Origin of the sequence: Antarcticimicrobium luteum, assembly GCF_004358185.1 — a bacterium.
In the GTDB taxonomy this organism is placed as follows: domain Bacteria; phylum Pseudomonadota; class Alphaproteobacteria; order Rhodobacterales; family Rhodobacteraceae; genus Antarcticimicrobium; species Antarcticimicrobium luteum.
In genome coordinates this window covers 49400-66902 of the sequence record NZ_SMUV01000062.1, presented here as the reverse complement: position 1 = coordinate 66902, position 17503 = coordinate 49400, and the positions used below count along the sequence as shown (strand labels likewise).

The following is a 17503-nucleotide window of genomic DNA, read 5'->3' as shown; positions in this document are numbered from 1 at the left end:
CAGCGTCAGTCCGGAATCCGGACCTGAAGATGTGCGGGCCAGTCGGCGACCGGGTTGGTGCGGACAAAGCCGATCCCGCGCACCCCTGTCTTGATGCGGTCCTCGAACCGTTCCAGCAGCGCGCGCGGCACCGTCAGCCGGACCCTGAACACCAGTTCTTCGCGCTGCTCCGCCGTTTCCACGTTCTTCGGGGTGAACTGCGCATCCGGCGAGATAAAGGTGATCCGCGCCGGCACCACCTGATCCGGGATCGGGTCGAGGATCAGCCGCGCCTCGTCGCCCAGCGCCAGCCGCCCCGCCACCACCGCCGGCAGGTAGATGTTCATGTAGACATCGGTCAGATCCAGCATGGTGACCACCGGCGCGCCCGCGGCGATCACCTCGCCCGGCTCGTGCAGCCGGTACAGCGCCCGTCCGCGAAGCGGCGCCCTGATGGTCAGATCGTCGAGCATGAGCTGGACTTGCTGCTCTTCCGCCTCGCTCACAGCGATCAGCGCCTCGGCGTCGCTGATCTGGGCCCTGGCCATCGCGACCGAGGCCTTGGCGCTGTTCAGCGTATTGGTCGCATCGTCCAGAACGCTTTGCGCGGTGGTCCCGCTCTCGTGCAGCTTCACCGCCCGTTCATAGGTGATGCGCGCCACGTCGAACGTGCTTTGCGCCTGCATCAGGGTGGCCTCCGACAGCGCCTTGGCGGCCCGCGACCGCAGCACCGCGGCCTTGGCGCCATTCAGCTTGGCCATGGCGTCCGAGGTTTCCATCTGTGCGATCACCTCGCCCGCGGTCAGAAGATCCCCCTCCCGCACGGTGACGCTGGTGAGCCGTCCGGCGTATTTCGTCGCCGCATCGACCGTCTGCGCCTCGAGCCGGCCGTTGGAATGATATATATCCTCCGCAGCGCTGGCTTTGCCGAATTTCTCCAGCAATGCCTCGAACCGGCCCTCGGCCAGACCAGGCATCGCGCCCATGGTAACAAGCGCCAGCGCACCCAGAAGGGCAGCAACCGGGCGGGTCCGCATTACGCCGGGCATCCGGCCGTTCTTGAAAAAGATCGTGTTATCCATCGCGACTTGAAAAACCTAAAGGAATGGGGATCTGCCACAGCATTTCTATTCGATCGCAACCGCTCGACTCGCGCAATCAGGGGCGGGTTCAGGGTAGATCGGCGGGAAAAAGAAGGGAACCGCTGACGTTGCAGCCCGCGGTCCCGCGCGCGGCGGCGCAGAGCAACCTTTGCGCGAATCCGGGAGGTTTAGTGTTCCGCGTCGGACAGAGGGCTACTGTCGCCCCGCTCCCCCCGGCGGCTCGGACCCGGACGCCGCCGTATGAACCCTGACGCGCCGGTCCCGCCTCGCGCGGGTGTACGCCTCTGCCGGGGAAACGAACCTGTCAAACCCGGCCATCCTGTGGCAGCATTCGACCGCAAACCGGCGTCCTGCCCCGGATCCGACGGTCGCCAGGTCAAATCGCCAAAGGAGAAGAAAATGAGCTATACATATGACCGTGTTCTCGGCGGCGTCGGGATCGCCGATGCAGACGCGCGCGTGCGCAAGGCGCTGGCCGATGCCGGCTTCGGTGTGCTGACCGAAATCGACGTCCAGGCCACGATGAAAAAGAAGATCGACGTGGACATGGACGCCTATCGCATCCTGGGCGCCTGCAACCCGACCATGGCCTACAAGGCCATCGGCCTCGAACCGCGCGTCGGCGCCATGTTGCCCTGCAACGTGATCCTGCGCGAGATCGACGGCGGCACCGAGGTCAGCGCCATCGACCCCTCTGCCTCGATGGCCGCGATCGACAACGGCGAACTTCAGGCCGTGGCCGGTCAGGTGGGAGAAATGCTCAAGGCCGCCATCGAGGCCGCGTGAAAGATCGGACAGCACCCTGACCGGCAGCCACGCGCCGGTCAGATCTGCATGATCGTTTCGGGACGGAATTGTCCGGCGACGTTGAAAAACAGATCGACCAGCGCGTTTTTCTCGTCGGCCAGGGCAAAGACCACCTCATCCACGGTCGAGCGGAACTCCGGCACCCGGATACGGCGCACGGTGTCGGCGCGATAGGTTCCGAACCGCCACATGAAACCGACCCCGATGCCCAGCGCCACCGCCTCATAGACCGCGTCGCGGGTGTCCGCCGTCAGCCGCGGCTGCGGATCGTACCCGGCCTGACGAAAGGCGCGGTCGACGACCTTCTGCGTCGAGGATCCGGGCGAACGGTACACCAGCGGGCTCGCCGCCAGATCCTCCAGCGTCACCTCGCCCCGGTCCGCCATCGGATTGCCGGGCGAGACGATCGCCACCACCTCCTGGCTCAGCACCGGCGCGCGGCGGAACCTAGTGTCCGCGGGCAGATCGGGCAGGACCGCGACATCGACCTCGCGCCGGGAGACCGCCGCCATAATCTCCTGATGCGAGCCGCTGCCCACCGTGACGGTCAGGGTCGGATGCTGCGCCAGCACGCGCCCGACAAGGGCGATGCCAGGCATCGAATTGCCCAGCCCCACGCGCAGCCGGTGCTGCCCCGTCGGCCCGCGACGCGCGAGCACGCGGACGGCATCGCGCTCGGCTTCCTGCATCCGGTTGCCTATATCGCACAGCTCCAGACAGGCCGGCGTCGGGCGCAGCACCCCGCGCACCCGATCGAACAGGTGAATCGCATGCGCCCGCTCCAGATCGCGGACCTGCTGCGCCACGGCCGAGTGCGAAACCCCGATTCGGCGCGCCGCCGCGGAATATGACCCCTCTTCCGCCACCGCCGTCAGGGCGCGCAAACGCGAAAGCGAAAGACCGGGCACCGTATTTGAAACCAATGCTTTCATGACCTGAAGCATACACTTTCAATCGTAACGGCACGGTTACAACCCGCCGTCATATCCCCTTCCAGACAACCGGCCAGATACCGGTCCCTGACACCACCAGCACCGGCGCCGGCATTGGCGCGGGCGGGGCATCGCCCCGAAAGGAGAGATTTTGGCATGACCGACCCGGTCCGACTGACCTATTTTCTGAACGGCCCCTGGCCGGACCGCGCCGCTATCCTGGCCGATCTCGACGGGTGCCTGATCTCCGGCGACACGGTGCTGCCGGATGTGCCGGACCTGTTCGCGCGCTGCGGCGATCGGCTGTGGATCGTCTCCAACAACTCATCCGACACCGCCGAGACCCTCGCGGTGCGGTTGGCCCGGCTGGGCCTCGATCTGCCGGCCGAACGGATCGTGCTGGCCGGCGAGATGACGTTGCGCGCGATTCAGGTGGCGAAGCCCGGCTCGCGGCTGGCGCTGTTCGCCGATCCGCCATTGCAGGCGCTGGCCGAGCGTCTGGGCCTGAGGCGCGATCTCGACCGGCCTCAGATGGTGGTGCTGGCGCGCGACCGGTCGCTGGACTTTGACGACATCGCCCGCATTGCGGCGCTGGCCCATGCCGGTGTGCCGGTGACCCTCGCCAATCCCGACCCCAGCCATCCCGGCGCCGACGGCACGCCGCAGCCCGAGACCGGCGCGCTCTGGGCGGCGATCTCGGCGATCAGCCCCCGGGCCGTCGCCACGAGTCTGGGCAAACCCGCCCCCGACCTGCCGCGCGAGGCGTTGCGGCGCGCCGGCGTCACCCCCGGCGCGGCCGTCTTCATCGGCGACACCCCCGAGACCGACGGACGGGCCGCCGCCGCCGCGGGGATCGAGTTTCTCCGCCTTGAACGCCCCGGCGCGGCGCCCGCCCTGCCACCGAGCACCGGCCGGATAACCGGAGCCGTCCCATGCTGAGCTATGCCTTGCGCACCCTGACCCGGATGGCGCTGACCTTTTTCGTGATCGTCACCATCGTGTTTTTCGCCACCCGCCTGTCGGGCAACGCCGTCGATTTCGTCGTCGGCGAAGGGATCACAAGCGAGGACCGCGAACTTCTCATCGCTTACTACGAGTTGGACAAGCCCCTGTTCAGCCAGTACCTGGCCTTTCTGCGCGCCTTTACCGACGGGCAGTTCGGCCTCTCGTTCATCGAGCGCCGCCCGGTGAGCCAGATCGTGTTGGAGCGGATCTGGCCCTCGGCCCAGCTGCTGTTGTCGGCGGTCGCGCTGACGCTGCTGGTGTCGATCCCGCTGGGCATCGCCGCCGCGATCTGGCGCAAGAGCTGGGTTGGCAGCGCGGTGATGATGGTCGCCTTTCTCGGCTATGCGGTGCCGAACTTCGTGCTGGCCATCGTGATGGTGCTGGTCTTCTCCTACTGGCTGAACTGGCTGCCGGTGGTGGGCAACGGCACGCCGCTGCATTTCATCATGCCGACCATCGCCATGGCCGGCGTGCTGATCGCAGCGCTCACCCGGTTCACCCGCAACGCCATGCTGGACGTGCTGGGCCAGGACTTCATGCGCACCGCCCGGGCCAAGGGCCTGCCCGAGGGCCGCGTCATCGTCAAACACGGGCTGCGCAACGCCGGCATCACCATCCTGTCGGTGATCGGGCTTCAGGTCGCCGGCCTCGCCGCCGCCGGATCGGTGGTGATCGAGGCGATCTTTGCCTGGCCCGGCATCGGCGATCTGCTGGTCAACTCGGCCCTGCGGCGGGACTACCCGGTACTGCAATTCGGTGTGCTGACCGTCGCGCTCGCCGTCATCGTGATCAACGCAGCTGTCGATCTGGCCTATGCTTGGGCCGATCCGCGTCTGCGCCACACCGTCCAGGCGTGAGGCTGCCATGACCCATTCCGCCACCGTTCCCGCCCCGTCGCTGCCCGCCGCCGCCTATCGGCTCTGGCGCGGTGCAGATCCGATCCAGAAGGCCGCCATCTTGATCGGCCTGACGCTGGTCAGCCTCGCCATCCTCGCCCCCCTGATCGCGCCGTTCGATCCCAATTCGCAAAGTCTGATCGCGCGGCTGCGCCCGCCGCTCGGGTTCGAGCGCGCCAAGGCGGGCTTTCTTCTGGGCACCGACGAGCTTGGCCGCGATGTCTTCTCACGCAGCCTTTACGGGCTGCGGCTGACGCTGATGCTGGCGGGTCTCGGCGCCACGCTGGGGCTGATGATCGGCGGCACCCTGGGTCTGCTCGCCGGCATCGCCGGCGGCCGCACCGAGGCCAGCATCATGGCCGCGGTCGACACCCAGATCGCGGTGCCCTTCACTTTGGTCGCCCTCTTCCTGCTCGCCATCCTCGGCAGCTCGATCGAGGTGATCGTGCTGGTCCTCGGCCTCGCCGGGTGGGAACAATACGCCCGCATCGTGCGCGGCGAGGTGAAGCGTCTGATGAACATGCCCTTCATCGAGGCCGCCCGCGCCGCAGGTGCAGGCCCGCTCAGGATCGCGCGGCACCACCTGCTGCCCAATATCGTCTCGCCGCTGGTGGTCCAGTTCACCCTGTCGCTGTCGAACATCGTGCTGCTGGAAAGCACGCTGTCCTTCCTCGGCCTCGGGGTGCAGCCGCCCACCGCCACGCTCGGCTCCATGGTCGGCATCGGCCGCGACTACATGCCGACCGCGCCCTGGATCGTGATCGCGCCGGCGATGATGATCCTGCTGATCACCTTCGCCGTGCAGATCCTCGGCGACTGGCTGCGCGACGGCGCCGATGTGCGGCTGCGCGCCCGATGACCCGTTTCCCGGAAAACCAACAACAGAGGGCCGACAAGGTTCCCACACCTTCACCCGCCAATCCAGCACCACGGAGAAAACCAATGCTGAGACTGCTGCTGTCCACCGCCCTTGCCGCCGGTTTTGCGACCGGCCTCGCCGCGCAGGAAATCACCGTCGGCGCCGCCAACGTGTCGAGCTACCTCGACCCCGGCCGCGACCATTCCAACGTCGGCTCGCAATTCTACTACAACGTCTTCGACACGCTGATCGACAAGAACCACGACACGCTGGGCGCCGACTGGCAGCCGGCGCTGGCCACCGAGTGGAAACTGGTCGACCCCAAGACCATGGAACTGAAGCTGCGCGAGGGCGTCACCTTCCAGAACGGCGAGGCGATGACCGCCGATGACGTCGTGTTCTCGCTGAACCGGATGTATCAGGCGACCTTCCCGCCCTACGTTGTGCGCTCGCGCGACCGTCTGTCGAACTTCGTCAAGGCCGAGAAGATCGATGATCTGACCGTCCGCATCAGCGTCGAGAAGGAAGAGCCGCTGTGGGAAACCCTGCTGAACCTGCAGCAGGTCATGATCATCCCCGAGGACTATACCAAGGGTCTGACCGGCGATCCCAAGGTGGCCGAGGACGACGATTTCGAGGCCTTCTCGCTGGCACCCGTCGGCACCGGTCCCTACCGCGTGGCCGAGTTCATTCCCGGCGAGCGCGTGGTTTATGAACGTTTCGACGGCTTCTGGGGCGAAAAGGCGCCGCTGGCCAAGGCCACCGTGCAGCAGATCCCCGAGACCGCATCGCGCGTCACCGCGCTGAAAACCGGCGAAGCGGACATCATCACCAACATCGCCCCCGACCAGCTGGCGATGATCGAGTCCGACTCGAACCTGCGCACCGTGGGCAGCGCGACGCCGCTGTTCCACGTCATGATCATGAACGTGAACCACCCCAAGCTGCGCGACCCGCGCATCCGTCAGGCGATGAGCCTGGCGATCGACCGCGACACGCTGAACGAGGCGCTGTGGCTGGGCAAGGCGGTGGTGCCGGATTCGCACACCTACAAGGAATTCGGCGATCTCTACATGCCCGAGCTGAAGACCTTTGAATACAACCCGGAGAAGGCCAAAGAGCTTCTGAAAGAGGCCGGCTACGACGGGTCCGAGATCACCTTCGACACCCACCCGACCTATTACACCAACGGGATGCTGGCCGCCCAGGCCATCACCGAGATGTGGAAAGAGGTCGGCATCAACGGCCGCGTGAACATCGCCGAGAAATGGTCGGGCGGCTCGCCGGACCTGATGGCCCGCAACTGGTCGAACCCGATGTATTTCGCCGACCCGTTCGGCTCTTTCGGGGTGATGTGGGCGCCGAACGGCCCGTCCGAGGGCGAGGGCCGCTTCAACACCGACGAAGACTACGCCAAGATCTGGGAACGCTTCCGCTTCTCCAAGAACGTCGAGGCCCGCAAGGCCGCCTATGCCGAGCTGATGGAACGCATCAAGCAGGATCCGCCGGTGCTGCCGCTCTACCGTCCGTTCGAAAGCTGGGCGATGCGCAAGGACGTGGTGTGGGCGCCGAAGCCGGGCCACATTCCTTACGTGCTCGACTTCCGCGCCGGTTCGATCTCCTTCGCGTCGAACTAAGACCTCTCCGGCCCGCCGTTCGCGCGGCGGGCCGCCCCCCGACACAATTTCTTCGGGCCGGGAACATCGGCCCATTCTTCAGGAAAGACCTCGCCATGACCATCCGCCTCGCCATCGTCGCCGACATCCACCACGGCACCCCCTCTGCCACCAAACGCGGCGATACCGCCATGGGGCTGATGGAGGAGTTCGCCCGCTATGTCCGCGACGCCGATGTGACCCATGTGCTGGATCTGGGCGACCGGATTTCCGACGTGGATCACGACACCGACCTGCGGCTCGAAGCCGAGGTGGCCGAAGCCTTCCGCGCCGTGGAAAAACCGATCTGGCACCTCAACGGCAACCACGACCGCGACCACCTGAGCGTCGAGCAGAACGAGGAAATCCTCGGCCAGTCCCTCGGCCATGAGACCTTTGACATCGGCGGCTGGCGCATCGCGCTGTGGCGCGCCGACAGCCGGATCTATCGGGGCGCCGATCACTCCGGCTTCGTGCTGCGCGAGGCCGACCTGCTGTGGCTGTCGCGCACCGCCCAGGCCGCCGACCGGCCGCTGCTGGTGGTCAGCCACGTGCCGTTGTCCGGACATTCGCAGATCGGCAATTACTACTTCCAGAACAACCCGGGCCATTCCACCTATCCGATGGCCGAGCGCGCCCGCGCCGCGCTGGCCCAGGCCCGCGTGCCGGTGGTCTGCCTTGCCGGCCATGTACACTGGAACACCGTGACCACCGTCGAAGGCATCCCGCATCTGACCCAGCAGTCGCTGACCGAAAGCTTCACCACCGAAGGCGCGCCCGCCGGCGCCATGGGGGTGATCGAGCTGGGCGACACCGTCCGCTGGCAGGTCGCCGGCGACGATCCCTTCGGCACCGAGTTGCGCCCCGCCGCGCGGCGCTGGACCCCGGCCCTGCCCGAGTTTCGCGCCCATCCCGAGCTGCGCGCCCGACACACCCGGACCGAGGGCTGACCGATGACCCGCTCCCCCCTTCTCTCCGTCGAAAACCTGAGTCTGAATTTCGGATCGTTCAACGCGGTCCGCGACCTCTCCTTCGACATCGCAAGGGGGGAGACTTTGGCGCTGGTGGGCGAATCCGGGTCCGGCAAATCGGCCACCGCGCTGGCGCTGCTGCGACTGATCGAACGCGAGGGCGGGCGCATCGCCGGCGGCCGTGTCGTGCTGCACGGGACACCGGCGCTGGAGCTTTCCGCGCTTTCCGACCGGCAGATGCAGGCGGTGCGCGGCAACCGCGTCTCGATGGTGTTTCAGGAACCGATGACCGCGCTCAACCCGGTGATGCCGCTGGGCGAGCAGGTGGCCGAGGTGTTGCGGCTGCACCAGGGGCTTGATGCCGGCACCGCCCGTCTGGCCGCCCGCGACGCGCTGGAGCGGGTCAAGATCCCCGAACCCGAGCGGCGGCTGGACCAGTTCCCGCATGAGCTGTCGGGCGGGCTGCGCCAGCGGGTGATGATCGCCATGGCGCTGGCCTGCCGTCCCGATCTGCTGATCGCGGACGAGCCGACCACCGCGCTCGACGTCACCACCCAGGCCGAGATCCTGACCCTGATCCGCCAGTTGCAGGACGAGATCGGCATGGCCGTCCTGTTCATCACCCACGACATGGGCGTGGTGGCCGGAATAGCCGACCGCGTCGTTGTGCTGCGGCGCGGTGACAAGGTCGAGGAGGGGCCGGTCGCCGACGTCTTCGCCCGCCCCCGTGCGCCCTATACCCAGGCGCTGATGGCGGCGACGCCGAAACTGGGCAGCGGCGCGCCGAAACCGCTGCACCGCACCGAACCGCCGGTGCTGTCGGTGGACAATCTCGCGGTGCGCTTCCCTGTCCGGCGCGGGCTGCGGCCCGGGGCGCATCTGGACTATCACGCGGTGGCCGGCGTCTCTCTTTCCATCGCGCCGGGCGAAACGCTGGGGCTGGTGGGCGAATCCGGCTGTGGCAAGTCCACGCTCGCCCGCGCCGTGCTGCGGCTTGTGGATCCGGCCGGGGGGCGGGTCGCGCTGAACGGGCGCGAGATTACCCGGCTCGGCGCGTCAGAGCTGCGCGGCATCCGCAAACAGGCGCAGATGGTGTTTCAGGATCCCTTTGCCAGCCTCAACCCGCGCCTGCCCGTGCGCGACCTGATCACCGAACCGGCGCAGATCCAGTCCCGCATGAGCCGCGCCGAGCGGCAGGCGTTGGCCGAGGAGCTTTTGCACAAGGTCGGGCTGGAGCCGGAGGCGGCCCGCCGCTTCCCGCATCAGTTCTCCGGCGGCCAGCGGCAGCGTCTGTGCATCGCCCGCGCGCTCTCGGTGCGGCCGGCACTGATCGTCGCGGATGAGGCCGTCTCGGCGCTCGACGTCTCGGTGGCGCGACAGATCACCGACCTGATGGCGAAACTGCAGCAAGACGAGCGCGTCGCCTTCCTGTTCATCTCCCACGACATCGCGGTGGTGGAACGGGTCAGCCACCGGGTGGCGGTGATGTGGTCGGGCCAGATCGTCGAAACCGGGCCGACCGAGGCGGTGCTGCACAACCCGCAGCACCCCTATACCCGCCGCCTGCTGGCCGCGGTTCCGGTGCCCGACCCCGCCCGGCGCGCCGACCGGGTGCCGCCCCGCTCGGCGCTGACGGCGCCCGGGTTGCTGCTGCCCGTGGGCGAGGCCCCGGCGCGCGCCACCATGATCGAGGTTGCCAAAGGGCATTTCGTCGCCGCCGTCGACCCTGCCAGCAGCCTCCTGAACGGGGCGCCGCCACAGGCCCCCGCCGGCGCCGCGGCGCAGGAGCGTGAGCCGGCAGATCGGCGCCGGTTGCACCCGGTCTGAGGCGCGCGGTCGCGGCCCGCCGGATCGCGGCCAGACCCGCTCTTGCCCGACTGTACATTTCCGCCTTCGGATCGCAGGGTGCATCGCAGTGCCCAGCGATGGGGCGCGCGCCCTGCAAACCCGGCGACGCCAAAAACGGCGGCCTGCGCTGCGCGATCCTGCGGCAGACCGCCCCCTCTGCGCGCCCGACCACCGCGCCGGGCGCGGAATGGGGCGACAAGACCGCTGCGACCGGCTAGACCGGATCGGGGAAAAATGGCGTCTTTTTGTACAGGATGGAAATATGAAAGAGCTCTGGAACCTGACCGCGAGCGAAATCACCGCACAGATCCGCGCCGGCGACCTGACCGCGCGCGCCGTGACCGAGGCGGTCCTGGGCCGCATCGACACGGCCAACGGCGCGGCGAACGCGATTGTCGATCGCTGCGATGACGCCGCCCTGGCCGCCGCCGACGCGGTCGATGCCGCGCGCGCCGCGGGGCAGGCGCTGGGTCCGCTGGCCGGTGTGCCGGTGACGATCAAGGTGAACGTCGATCAGACCGGCCATGCCACCACCAACGGGCTGCGCATTCAGAAGGATCTGATCGCGGCCCGGGACAACCCGGTGGTCGCCAACATGCGCAAGGCCGGTGCGGTGATCGTCGGGCGGACCAACACGCCGGCCTTCTCGCTGCGCTGGTTCACCCGCAATAGCCTGCACGGGGCGACAAAGAACCCGCGCAACCATGCGCTGACCCCCGGCGGCTCCTCCGGCGGGGCGGCGGCGGCGGTGGCCGCCGGCATGGGGCCGCTGGCCCATGGCACCGATATCGCGGGATCGATCCGCTATCCGGCCTATGCCTGCGGCCTGCATGGGCTGCGCCCCTCGCTCGGCCGTGTGCCGGCCTTCAATTTCACCGGTCAGGACCGGCATATCGGCGGCCAGCTGATGGCGGTCTCCGGTCCGATCGCCCGCTCCATCGCCGACCTGCGGCTGGGGCTCGAGGCGATGGCGCAGCCCGATTTGCGCGACGCCTGGTACATGCCGGCACCGATGCGCGGGCCGGATGCGCCGCGCCGCGCCGCGCTGTGCCTGGCCCCCGACGGGATGCAGGTCGCGCCCGAGATCAAGGCGGCGCTGCGCGCGGCCGCCGCGCGGCTGGAGGCGGCCGGCTGGCTGGTCGAGGAACAGGACACGCCGCCGCTGCACGAGGCGATGATGCATCAGCTGACGCTCTGGCTGACCGATACCCGGCGCAGCGGCGAGGAGGCCATCCGCACCGAGGACGACCCCGACGCCAACCTGGTCCACGCGCGGCTTTCGGCGGTCTGCCCGGCGGTGGATGTGAACGGGCTGATGGACGCGCTTCAGGCCCGCTCGCGGCTGGCGCGGGACTGGCGCGCCTTTCTCAGCGACTGGCCGGTGCTGCTGTGCCCGGTCTCGGGCGAGCTGCCCTTTGCCGATCAGCGCGACGTCGCCAGCCAGGCGGATTTCGACGCGGTACTCGCCGCCCAGATGCCACAGATCGGCCTGCCCTTCATGGGGCTGCCGGGCCTGACCGTCACCACCGGCACCGTCGAGGGGCCGAACGGACCGACCCCGGTGGGTGTTCAGCTGGTGGCCAACCAGTTCCGCGAGGATCTGCTGCTGGATGCGGGCGAGGCGATCGCCGATACCGTCGCCGTCGCCAGTTAACCCCCTTTCCGCCGGCGGCAGAATGGATAGAGTGGCCACGCCCGTCGCCTGCCCCGGCGGATCTTAGACGCAATGCAAAGGAACCGACGATGAAACCCCTGTCCAATTCGGCACAGCACGTGGACGTCACCACCACCCTGCACCCCTACACCGACGCCCGCGCTCATGAGCAAAAAGGCCCGCTGGTGATCGATCGCGGCGAGGGCATCTATGTCTACGACCAGGCCGGCACGCAGTATATCGAGGCGCTGGCCGGCCTGTGGTCGGTGGCGGTGGGGTTCAACGAAAAGCGTCTGCGCGATGCGGCCACGGCGCAGATGGACCGCCTGCCCTATTACCACACCTTTGCCCACAAGGCGCATGAACCCTCGATCCGGCTGGCCGAGAAACTGGTCGAGATGACGCCGGAGAACCTGACGCGGGTGTTCTACACCTCCTCGGGGTCCGAGGCGAACGACACCGTGGTCAAGATGCTGTGGTACATGAACAACGCACTGGGCCGGCCGGAGAAGAAGAAGTTCATCGCCCGCAACAAGGGCTATCACGGCATCACCGTCGCCTCGGGCAGCCTGACCGGCCTGCCGGCGAACCACCGCGATTTCGACCTGCCGGCGATCCCGGTGCGCCATGTCACCTGCCCGCATTACTATCGCTTCGCCGAGGCCGGGGAGAGCGAGGCGGCCTTCACCGCCCGCCTGCTGAAAGAGATCGAGGACGTGATTCTCGAGGAAGGCGCCGACACCATCGCCGGGTTCATCGGCGAGCCGCTGATGGCCGCCGGCGGCGTCATGCCCCCGCCCGAGGGCTACTGGCCGGGGGTCGAGGCGCTCTGCCGGAAATACGACATCAAGCTGATCGCCGACGAGGTGATCAACGGATTCGGCCGCCTCGGCAGTTCGTTCGGCGCGGTGCACTACGGCTTTACCCCCGACATCATGGTGACGTCGAAACAGCTCACCTCCTCGTACATGCCGCTGGCTGCGATCATCTTTTCCGAAGAGATCTATGACGCCATCGCCGACAACAGCCACACCATCGGCACCTTCGGCCATGGCTTCACCGCCTCGGGCCACCCGGTCGCCACCGCCGTGGCGCTGGAGAACCTGACCATCATCGAAGAGCGGGACCTGATGGGCAACGCCGCCCGTGTGGGCAAGGTGATGCAGGACGCGCTGGCGCAATACGCCGGTCATCCGCTGGTCGGCGAGGTGCGCGGCGCCGGTCTGATCGCCGGGCTGGAACTGGTCGCCGACAAGGACAGCAAACACCCCTTCGATCCGATCGGAAAGGTCGGGGCGGCGGCCTTTGGGTTCGGCCATGAAGAGGGGCTGATAATCCGCAACGTGGGCGACACGCTGGCGCTGTGCCCGCCGATGATCATCACCGAGGACCAGGTGCAGGAGGTGGTGGCGCGGCTGGGCCGGGTGCTCGACCGTACCGCCGACTGGGTCAGGGCCGAGGGCATCGCCTGACATCGACCAGGCTGGCCGCAAGATCCGTTTCATCGCCAACCGGCAGCCCCCGCGGCTGCCGGTTTTTTTGTGCCGCGGCGGGGTCTCGTCGGTCGCTTGCCGCCCCTGTGCCAACAATCGGCCAGGAAATCAGGTCAATCCAATTGACCAAATCATTGTTCCCCGCGCGGCCCGAGCAAACGGGCCCGGGCCGCGCGGCGCGAAATCTCGACGCAGCGCGAGACAAATTGAAAAAGGATCTATGCAAATTGGATAAACAAAGTTACCAATTCCAAGGTGTGAATTCAAAACACGTGGCCGGGCGGGTGGGAGATCGCCTGGCGAATTAGGGAGGATACCATGACGAAGACACTTATCTCTCGCCGGGCCGCCTTGCAGAGGGTGGCACTGGCCGGCGCCGCCGGTCTGGCGGCACCGTCGATCGCCACCGCGGCCGGCGAAACCACCACCTGGAAGATCCAGACATCCTGGCCCGGCGGGGCCGGTTTGCAGATCTTCAAGGACTGGTGCGCGACCATCGTCGAGAAGACCGGCGGCGAGCTGGCCTTTAATCCGTTCGGCGCGAATGACGTGGTCGGCGATTTCCAGCTGTTCGACGCGGTCAAGAACGGCGTGCTGGACGCGGTGAACCCGTTCACCATCTATGCCCAGGGGATCATCCCCGCGGCCACCTTCCTGACCAGCTATCCGCTGGCGCTGCGCAACCCGCATGAATGGGACGTGTTCTATTACGGCCTCGGCGGGCTGGAAATCGCGCGCGAGATGTATGCCAAGCAGGGCATGCACTTTGTGGGTCCGGTCCATCACGGCCCGAACATCATCCACTCCAAGGTGCCGATCCGTTCGATCGACGATTTCCGGGGCCGCAAGATGCGCATGCCCGGCGGCATGGTGGCCGAGGTGTTCACCGAGATCGGCGCCGAGACCACGGTTCTGCCCGGCTCGGAAATCTTCCCGGCGCTGGAAAAGGGCACCATCGACGTGGCCGACTATGTCGGTCCGGCGGTGAACTACAGCCTCGGGTTCAGCCAGGTGACCAAGTATATCTCCATGGGCCCTCCGGGTTTCATGTCGTTGTACCAGCCGGTCGACCTGATGGACATCACCGTGGGCATGGATGCCTGGAACAAGCTGAGCCCGCAGATGCGGCAGTTCGTCGAGATGGAAACCCACGTCTATTCCGACATGCACCATGCGGCGATCCAGAAGGCCGACCAGGAGGCCTGGGCCAAGTTCGAGGCCGACGGCACCGAGGTCACCCGCCTCAGCCAGGACGATGTCGAACTGATGACCGAGGTCGCCGTGCCGATCTGGTTCAAATACGCCAACCGCGACAAGGACAGCGCGCGGGTCTTCAAGATCCAGCTCGACTACATGATGTCCGGCTCGCTCGGCTATGTGACCCAGGAGCAGATCGAAGGGTTGCAACTGGACCTGTGAACTAACTGACCGAGGGCATGGCCTGCGCACCACTACGGCGCAGGCCATGTCTGCTTTTTTGCATTGAGGCTGAGAGGGGACGCATGCCAAGTCTCGATTTCACACTGCCCCATTGGGCATATTGGGCCGGGTTGATCCTGTTCCCGTTAATCGCCATGGCGCTGGCCAAGCGCCCGAAACCGGAAAACCCGACCTACAACACCGCGCTGGGATACATGATCCTGGTGACGGGCGGCATGCTCGGCCTGCATCGGTTCTATCTCAAGAACCTGTTCGGACTGGTCTTCATTCCCGTGTTCCTAGCCATCCTGATCGCCAACAGTCAGGGCGCCACCGCGCGCTCCGAGCTGTCGAACGCGGCCAATACCGTGCGCATGGCCGAAGGCACGATCACGCGCGAGACCGAGCGCGCGGCCTCTGCCGAGGCCAGCCTGCCGGAACTGCGCGCCGATTTTGAGGCCGCCGAGGAAGGCTCCTTTGCCAAGCGTGGCGCCGAGAAGAAGATCAAGCGCGCCGAGGACCGCATCGAAAAGAGCCGCGCCGCGATCGAACAGGCGCGCACCGATCTGGCCAGCGCCGAACCGATCGAGGTGGTGGCGCAGGATCGTCTGGCATTCTGGAAGAGTATCTCGACCTATGCCTTCTACCTGCTGCTGGCCGGGATGCTGCTCGACGCCCTGTTGCTGCCCGGTATGGTGCGCCGCGCCAACGCGACCCTGCCCGCCAGGGTCGAGCTGTCCGAGACCGAGCGCAAGCTGAAGGAACTGGAGGAAGAGGAGACACAGGAGGATTCCCGCCATGTCTCGGCGGGCTGGACCGGCCATATCGACCGGCTGGCTCTGTTCTGCGGCGAATTCGTCAGCTATTGGGCGGTGATCGCCGTCTTTGTCTATTACTTCGAGGTGATTAGCCGGTACGTGTTCAACAGCCCGACCAACTGGGCCCATGAATCCATGTATCTGATGTTCGGCATGCAGTACCTGATCGCTGGATCCTATGCGATGCTGACCGAAAGCCATGTGCGGGTCGACATCTTCTACGCGCCTTTGCCGCGCAAGAAAAAGGCCTGGGTCGATCTGCTGACCTCGGTGTTCTTCTTCATCTTCGCCGGCACGCTGCTGGCGACATCCTATATCTTCGCCTTCGACGCGATTGCGGTGCCCTCGGGCAACTCCATCGTATCGGACTGGGCGCGGGGCGAGGTCGGTTTTGGCGAATTGCTGTCCGGCTTCAACCTGTCGCAATGGACCGATCCGAATATCCGCTGGGGCGAGATCAGCTTCAACGAATGGGAGGTTCCTCTTTGGCCGATGAAATGGGTCATGGTCATCGGCGGGCTGCTGCTGGTGCTGCAAGGCATTTCGAAACTGGCGCAGGATCTGCGCGCCGTCGTGAAGGGGGCGTAACCGATGGGTCTTGAGATTGGAATCGAGTGGCTCACACTCATCATGTTCGGCTCGCTGCTGGTGCTGCTGATGGCGGGGCTGCCGCTGGCCTTCGTCACCGGCGGTCTGGCCTGCGTGTTCCTGTTCATCCTCGGCGATGAACGGGCGCTGAACATCGTGCCCAGCCGGATCTTTCCGCTGATGACGAACTATCAGTTGTCCGCCATCCCGCTGTTCATATTCATGGCCTCGATGCTTGAGAGGGCCGGGATCATCAACGACATGTTCGATGTGATCTACAAGGTCCTCGGCGGGGTCAAAGGCGGGCTCGCCGCGGCGACCATCATCGCCTCGACGGTGCTGGCCGCTATGGTCGGCGTGATCGGCGCGGCGGTCGTCACCATGGGCATCATCGCCCTGCCGGCGATGCTGAAGCGGAACTACGACCCCAAGATCGCCATGGGATCGATCATGGCCGGCGGCACGCTGGGCATCCTGATCCCGCCGTCGATCCTGGCGATCATCTACGCCGTGGTGGCCGAGCAGTCGGTGGGCGAGCTGTTCATCGGCGCGGTCATTCCCGGCCTGTTGCTGTCGGGGATGTACGTCGCCTATGTGATCCTGCGCAGCTACATCAACCCTGATCTGGGCCCGCCGATCCCGGTGGAAGAGCGCATCTCGACCGCCGACAAGATCCGTCTGATCAGCAAGATGTCGGCGCCGATCGCCCTGATCGTCGTGGTGCTGGGGGTGATCTTTACCGGGGTCGCCACCCCGGTCGAGGCCGCCGGCATCGGAACCTTCGGCGCCTTCATCGTCGCCGCCATCCACCGCAAGCTGGACTGGCAGACGATCCGCGAGGCCTCGATCGGCACGCTGAAGGCCAGCGCCATGGTGATCTGGATCATGTTCGGCGCGACCATCTTCGTCGGGCTCTACGTGCTCGAGGGTGGCCAGCAGTTCGTGCAGAACGCGTTGCAGGCCACCGGGTTCGGTCCCTGGGGCATCCTGATCATCATGCAGATCGTGCTGATCGTCCTCGGCATGTTCCTCGACTGGGTCGGTATTCTGCTGCTCTGCGTTCCGATCTTCGTGCCGATCGTCAAGGCCCTTGGTGCGCAGTCCTTCGGCCTCGACAGCCCCGACGATCTGGTGCTGTGGTTCGGGGTGCTCTACCTGGTCAACATGCAGATGAGCTTCCTGTCGCCGCCGTTCGGCTATGCGTTGTTCTACCTGCGCGGCGTCGCTCCGGCAGAGATCCCGATGTCGGACATCTTCAAGTCGGCGCTGCCGTTCCTGGCGCTGCAGGTGGTCGGGCTGCTGCTGTGCATGTTCTTCCCCGAGATCATCACCTGGCTACCGAGACTGGTCTACGGCTAACAACGGGTTCACTCACGGAACCACTGACCGCGTCCGCCTCAAGGCGGGCGCGGTTTTCGTTAGAGGCGTCGCTCGATCGTCCTGCGGAACCGACCTGTGGCCGGCCTCCGCGCCAAA

General features: G+C 66.5%; 14 protein-coding genes. 12 read left to right on the top strand and 2 right to left on the bottom strand.

Going from position 1 to position 17503, the window contains the following annotated elements:
* Positions 1-5 precede the first annotated feature (5 nt).
* Positions 6-1061, bottom strand: coding sequence for an HlyD family secretion protein (locus E1832_RS09275; RefSeq protein WP_245513923.1), 1056 nt, complete (start codon positions 1059-1061; stop codon positions 6-8).
* Positions 1062-1481: 420 nt separating this feature from the next.
* On the opposite strand from E1832_RS09275, the gene E1832_RS09270 reads away from it, so the two are divergent.
* Positions 1482-1868: a DUF302 domain-containing protein gene (locus E1832_RS09270; protein WP_133359464.1), complete on the top strand. Its 387-nt coding sequence runs from the start codon at positions 1482-1484 to the stop codon at positions 1866-1868.
* Between the two features lie 38 nt (positions 1869-1906).
* On the opposite strand, the gene E1832_RS09265 is transcribed toward E1832_RS09270, so the two are convergent.
* Entirely contained in the window at positions 1907-2821 is a 915-nt protein-coding gene (locus tag E1832_RS09265; RefSeq protein ID WP_133359463.1) for a LysR family transcriptional regulator, read from the bottom strand.
* A gap of 156 nt (positions 2822-2977) precedes the next feature.
* Between E1832_RS09265 and E1832_RS09260 the strand changes: the two genes are divergently transcribed.
* The 11 genes from E1832_RS09260 to E1832_RS09210 all read left to right on the top strand — a co-directional run bounded on the left by E1832_RS09260 (position 2978) and on the right by E1832_RS09210 (position 17386).
* Positions 2978-3760: an HAD-IIA family hydrolase gene (locus E1832_RS09260; RefSeq protein ID WP_133359462.1), complete on the top strand. Its 783-nt coding sequence runs from the start codon at positions 2978-2980 to the stop codon at positions 3758-3760.
* The gene (locus E1832_RS09255; RefSeq protein ID WP_133359461.1) at positions 3754-4683 is read left to right on the top strand and encodes an ABC transporter permease; all 930 of its coding nucleotides are present in this window, start codon (positions 3754-3756) and stop codon (positions 4681-4683) included. The genes E1832_RS09260 and E1832_RS09255 overlap by 7 nt, the downstream gene beginning before the upstream one ends.
* A gap of 7 nt (positions 4684-4690) precedes the next feature.
* Positions 4691-5581, top strand: a complete 891-nt coding sequence (locus E1832_RS09250) for an ABC transporter permease (protein WP_133359460.1) — start codon at positions 4691-4693, stop codon at positions 5579-5581.
* 83 nt (positions 5582-5664) lie between these two features.
* Positions 5665-7218: an ABC transporter substrate-binding protein gene (locus tag E1832_RS09245; protein ID WP_133359459.1), complete on the top strand. Its 1554-nt coding sequence runs from the start codon at positions 5665-5667 to the stop codon at positions 7216-7218.
* A 95-nt stretch (positions 7219-7313) separates the two neighbouring features.
* Entirely contained in the window at positions 7314-8186 is an 873-nt protein-coding gene (locus tag E1832_RS09240) for a metallophosphoesterase family protein (protein WP_133359458.1), read from the top strand.
* A 3-nt stretch (positions 8187-8189) separates the two neighbouring features.
* A complete protein-coding gene (locus E1832_RS09235; protein ID WP_133359457.1) occupies positions 8190-10034 on the top strand; it encodes an ABC transporter ATP-binding protein in 1845 nt (614 codons plus the stop codon).
* 283 nt (positions 10035-10317) lie between these two features.
* The gene (locus E1832_RS09230) at positions 10318-11709 is read left to right on the top strand and encodes an amidase family protein (protein ID WP_133359456.1); all 1392 of its coding nucleotides are present in this window, start codon (positions 10318-10320) and stop codon (positions 11707-11709) included.
* 89 nt (positions 11710-11798) lie between these two features.
* Positions 11799-13181 (top strand): aspartate aminotransferase family protein, encoded by a 1383-nt coding sequence (locus E1832_RS09225; protein ID WP_133359455.1) that lies wholly within the window; start codon positions 11799-11801, stop codon positions 13179-13181.
* A gap of 339 nt (positions 13182-13520) precedes the next feature.
* Positions 13521-14621, top strand: a complete 1101-nt coding sequence (gene dctP, locus E1832_RS09220; protein ID WP_133359454.1) for a TRAP transporter substrate-binding protein DctP — start codon at positions 13521-13523, stop codon at positions 14619-14621.
* 83 nt (positions 14622-14704) lie between these two features.
* Positions 14705-16027 carry a TRAP transporter small permease subunit gene (locus E1832_RS09215; protein WP_133359453.1) on the top strand — a complete coding sequence of 441 codons (1323 nt, stop codon included), beginning with the start codon at positions 14705-14707 and terminating at the stop codon, positions 16025-16027.
* Between the two features lie 3 nt (positions 16028-16030).
* Positions 16031-17386, top strand: coding sequence for a TRAP transporter large permease (locus E1832_RS09210; RefSeq protein ID WP_133359452.1), 1356 nt, complete (start codon positions 16031-16033; stop codon positions 17384-17386).
* The last annotated feature ends 117 nt before the right edge of the window (positions 17387-17503 follow it).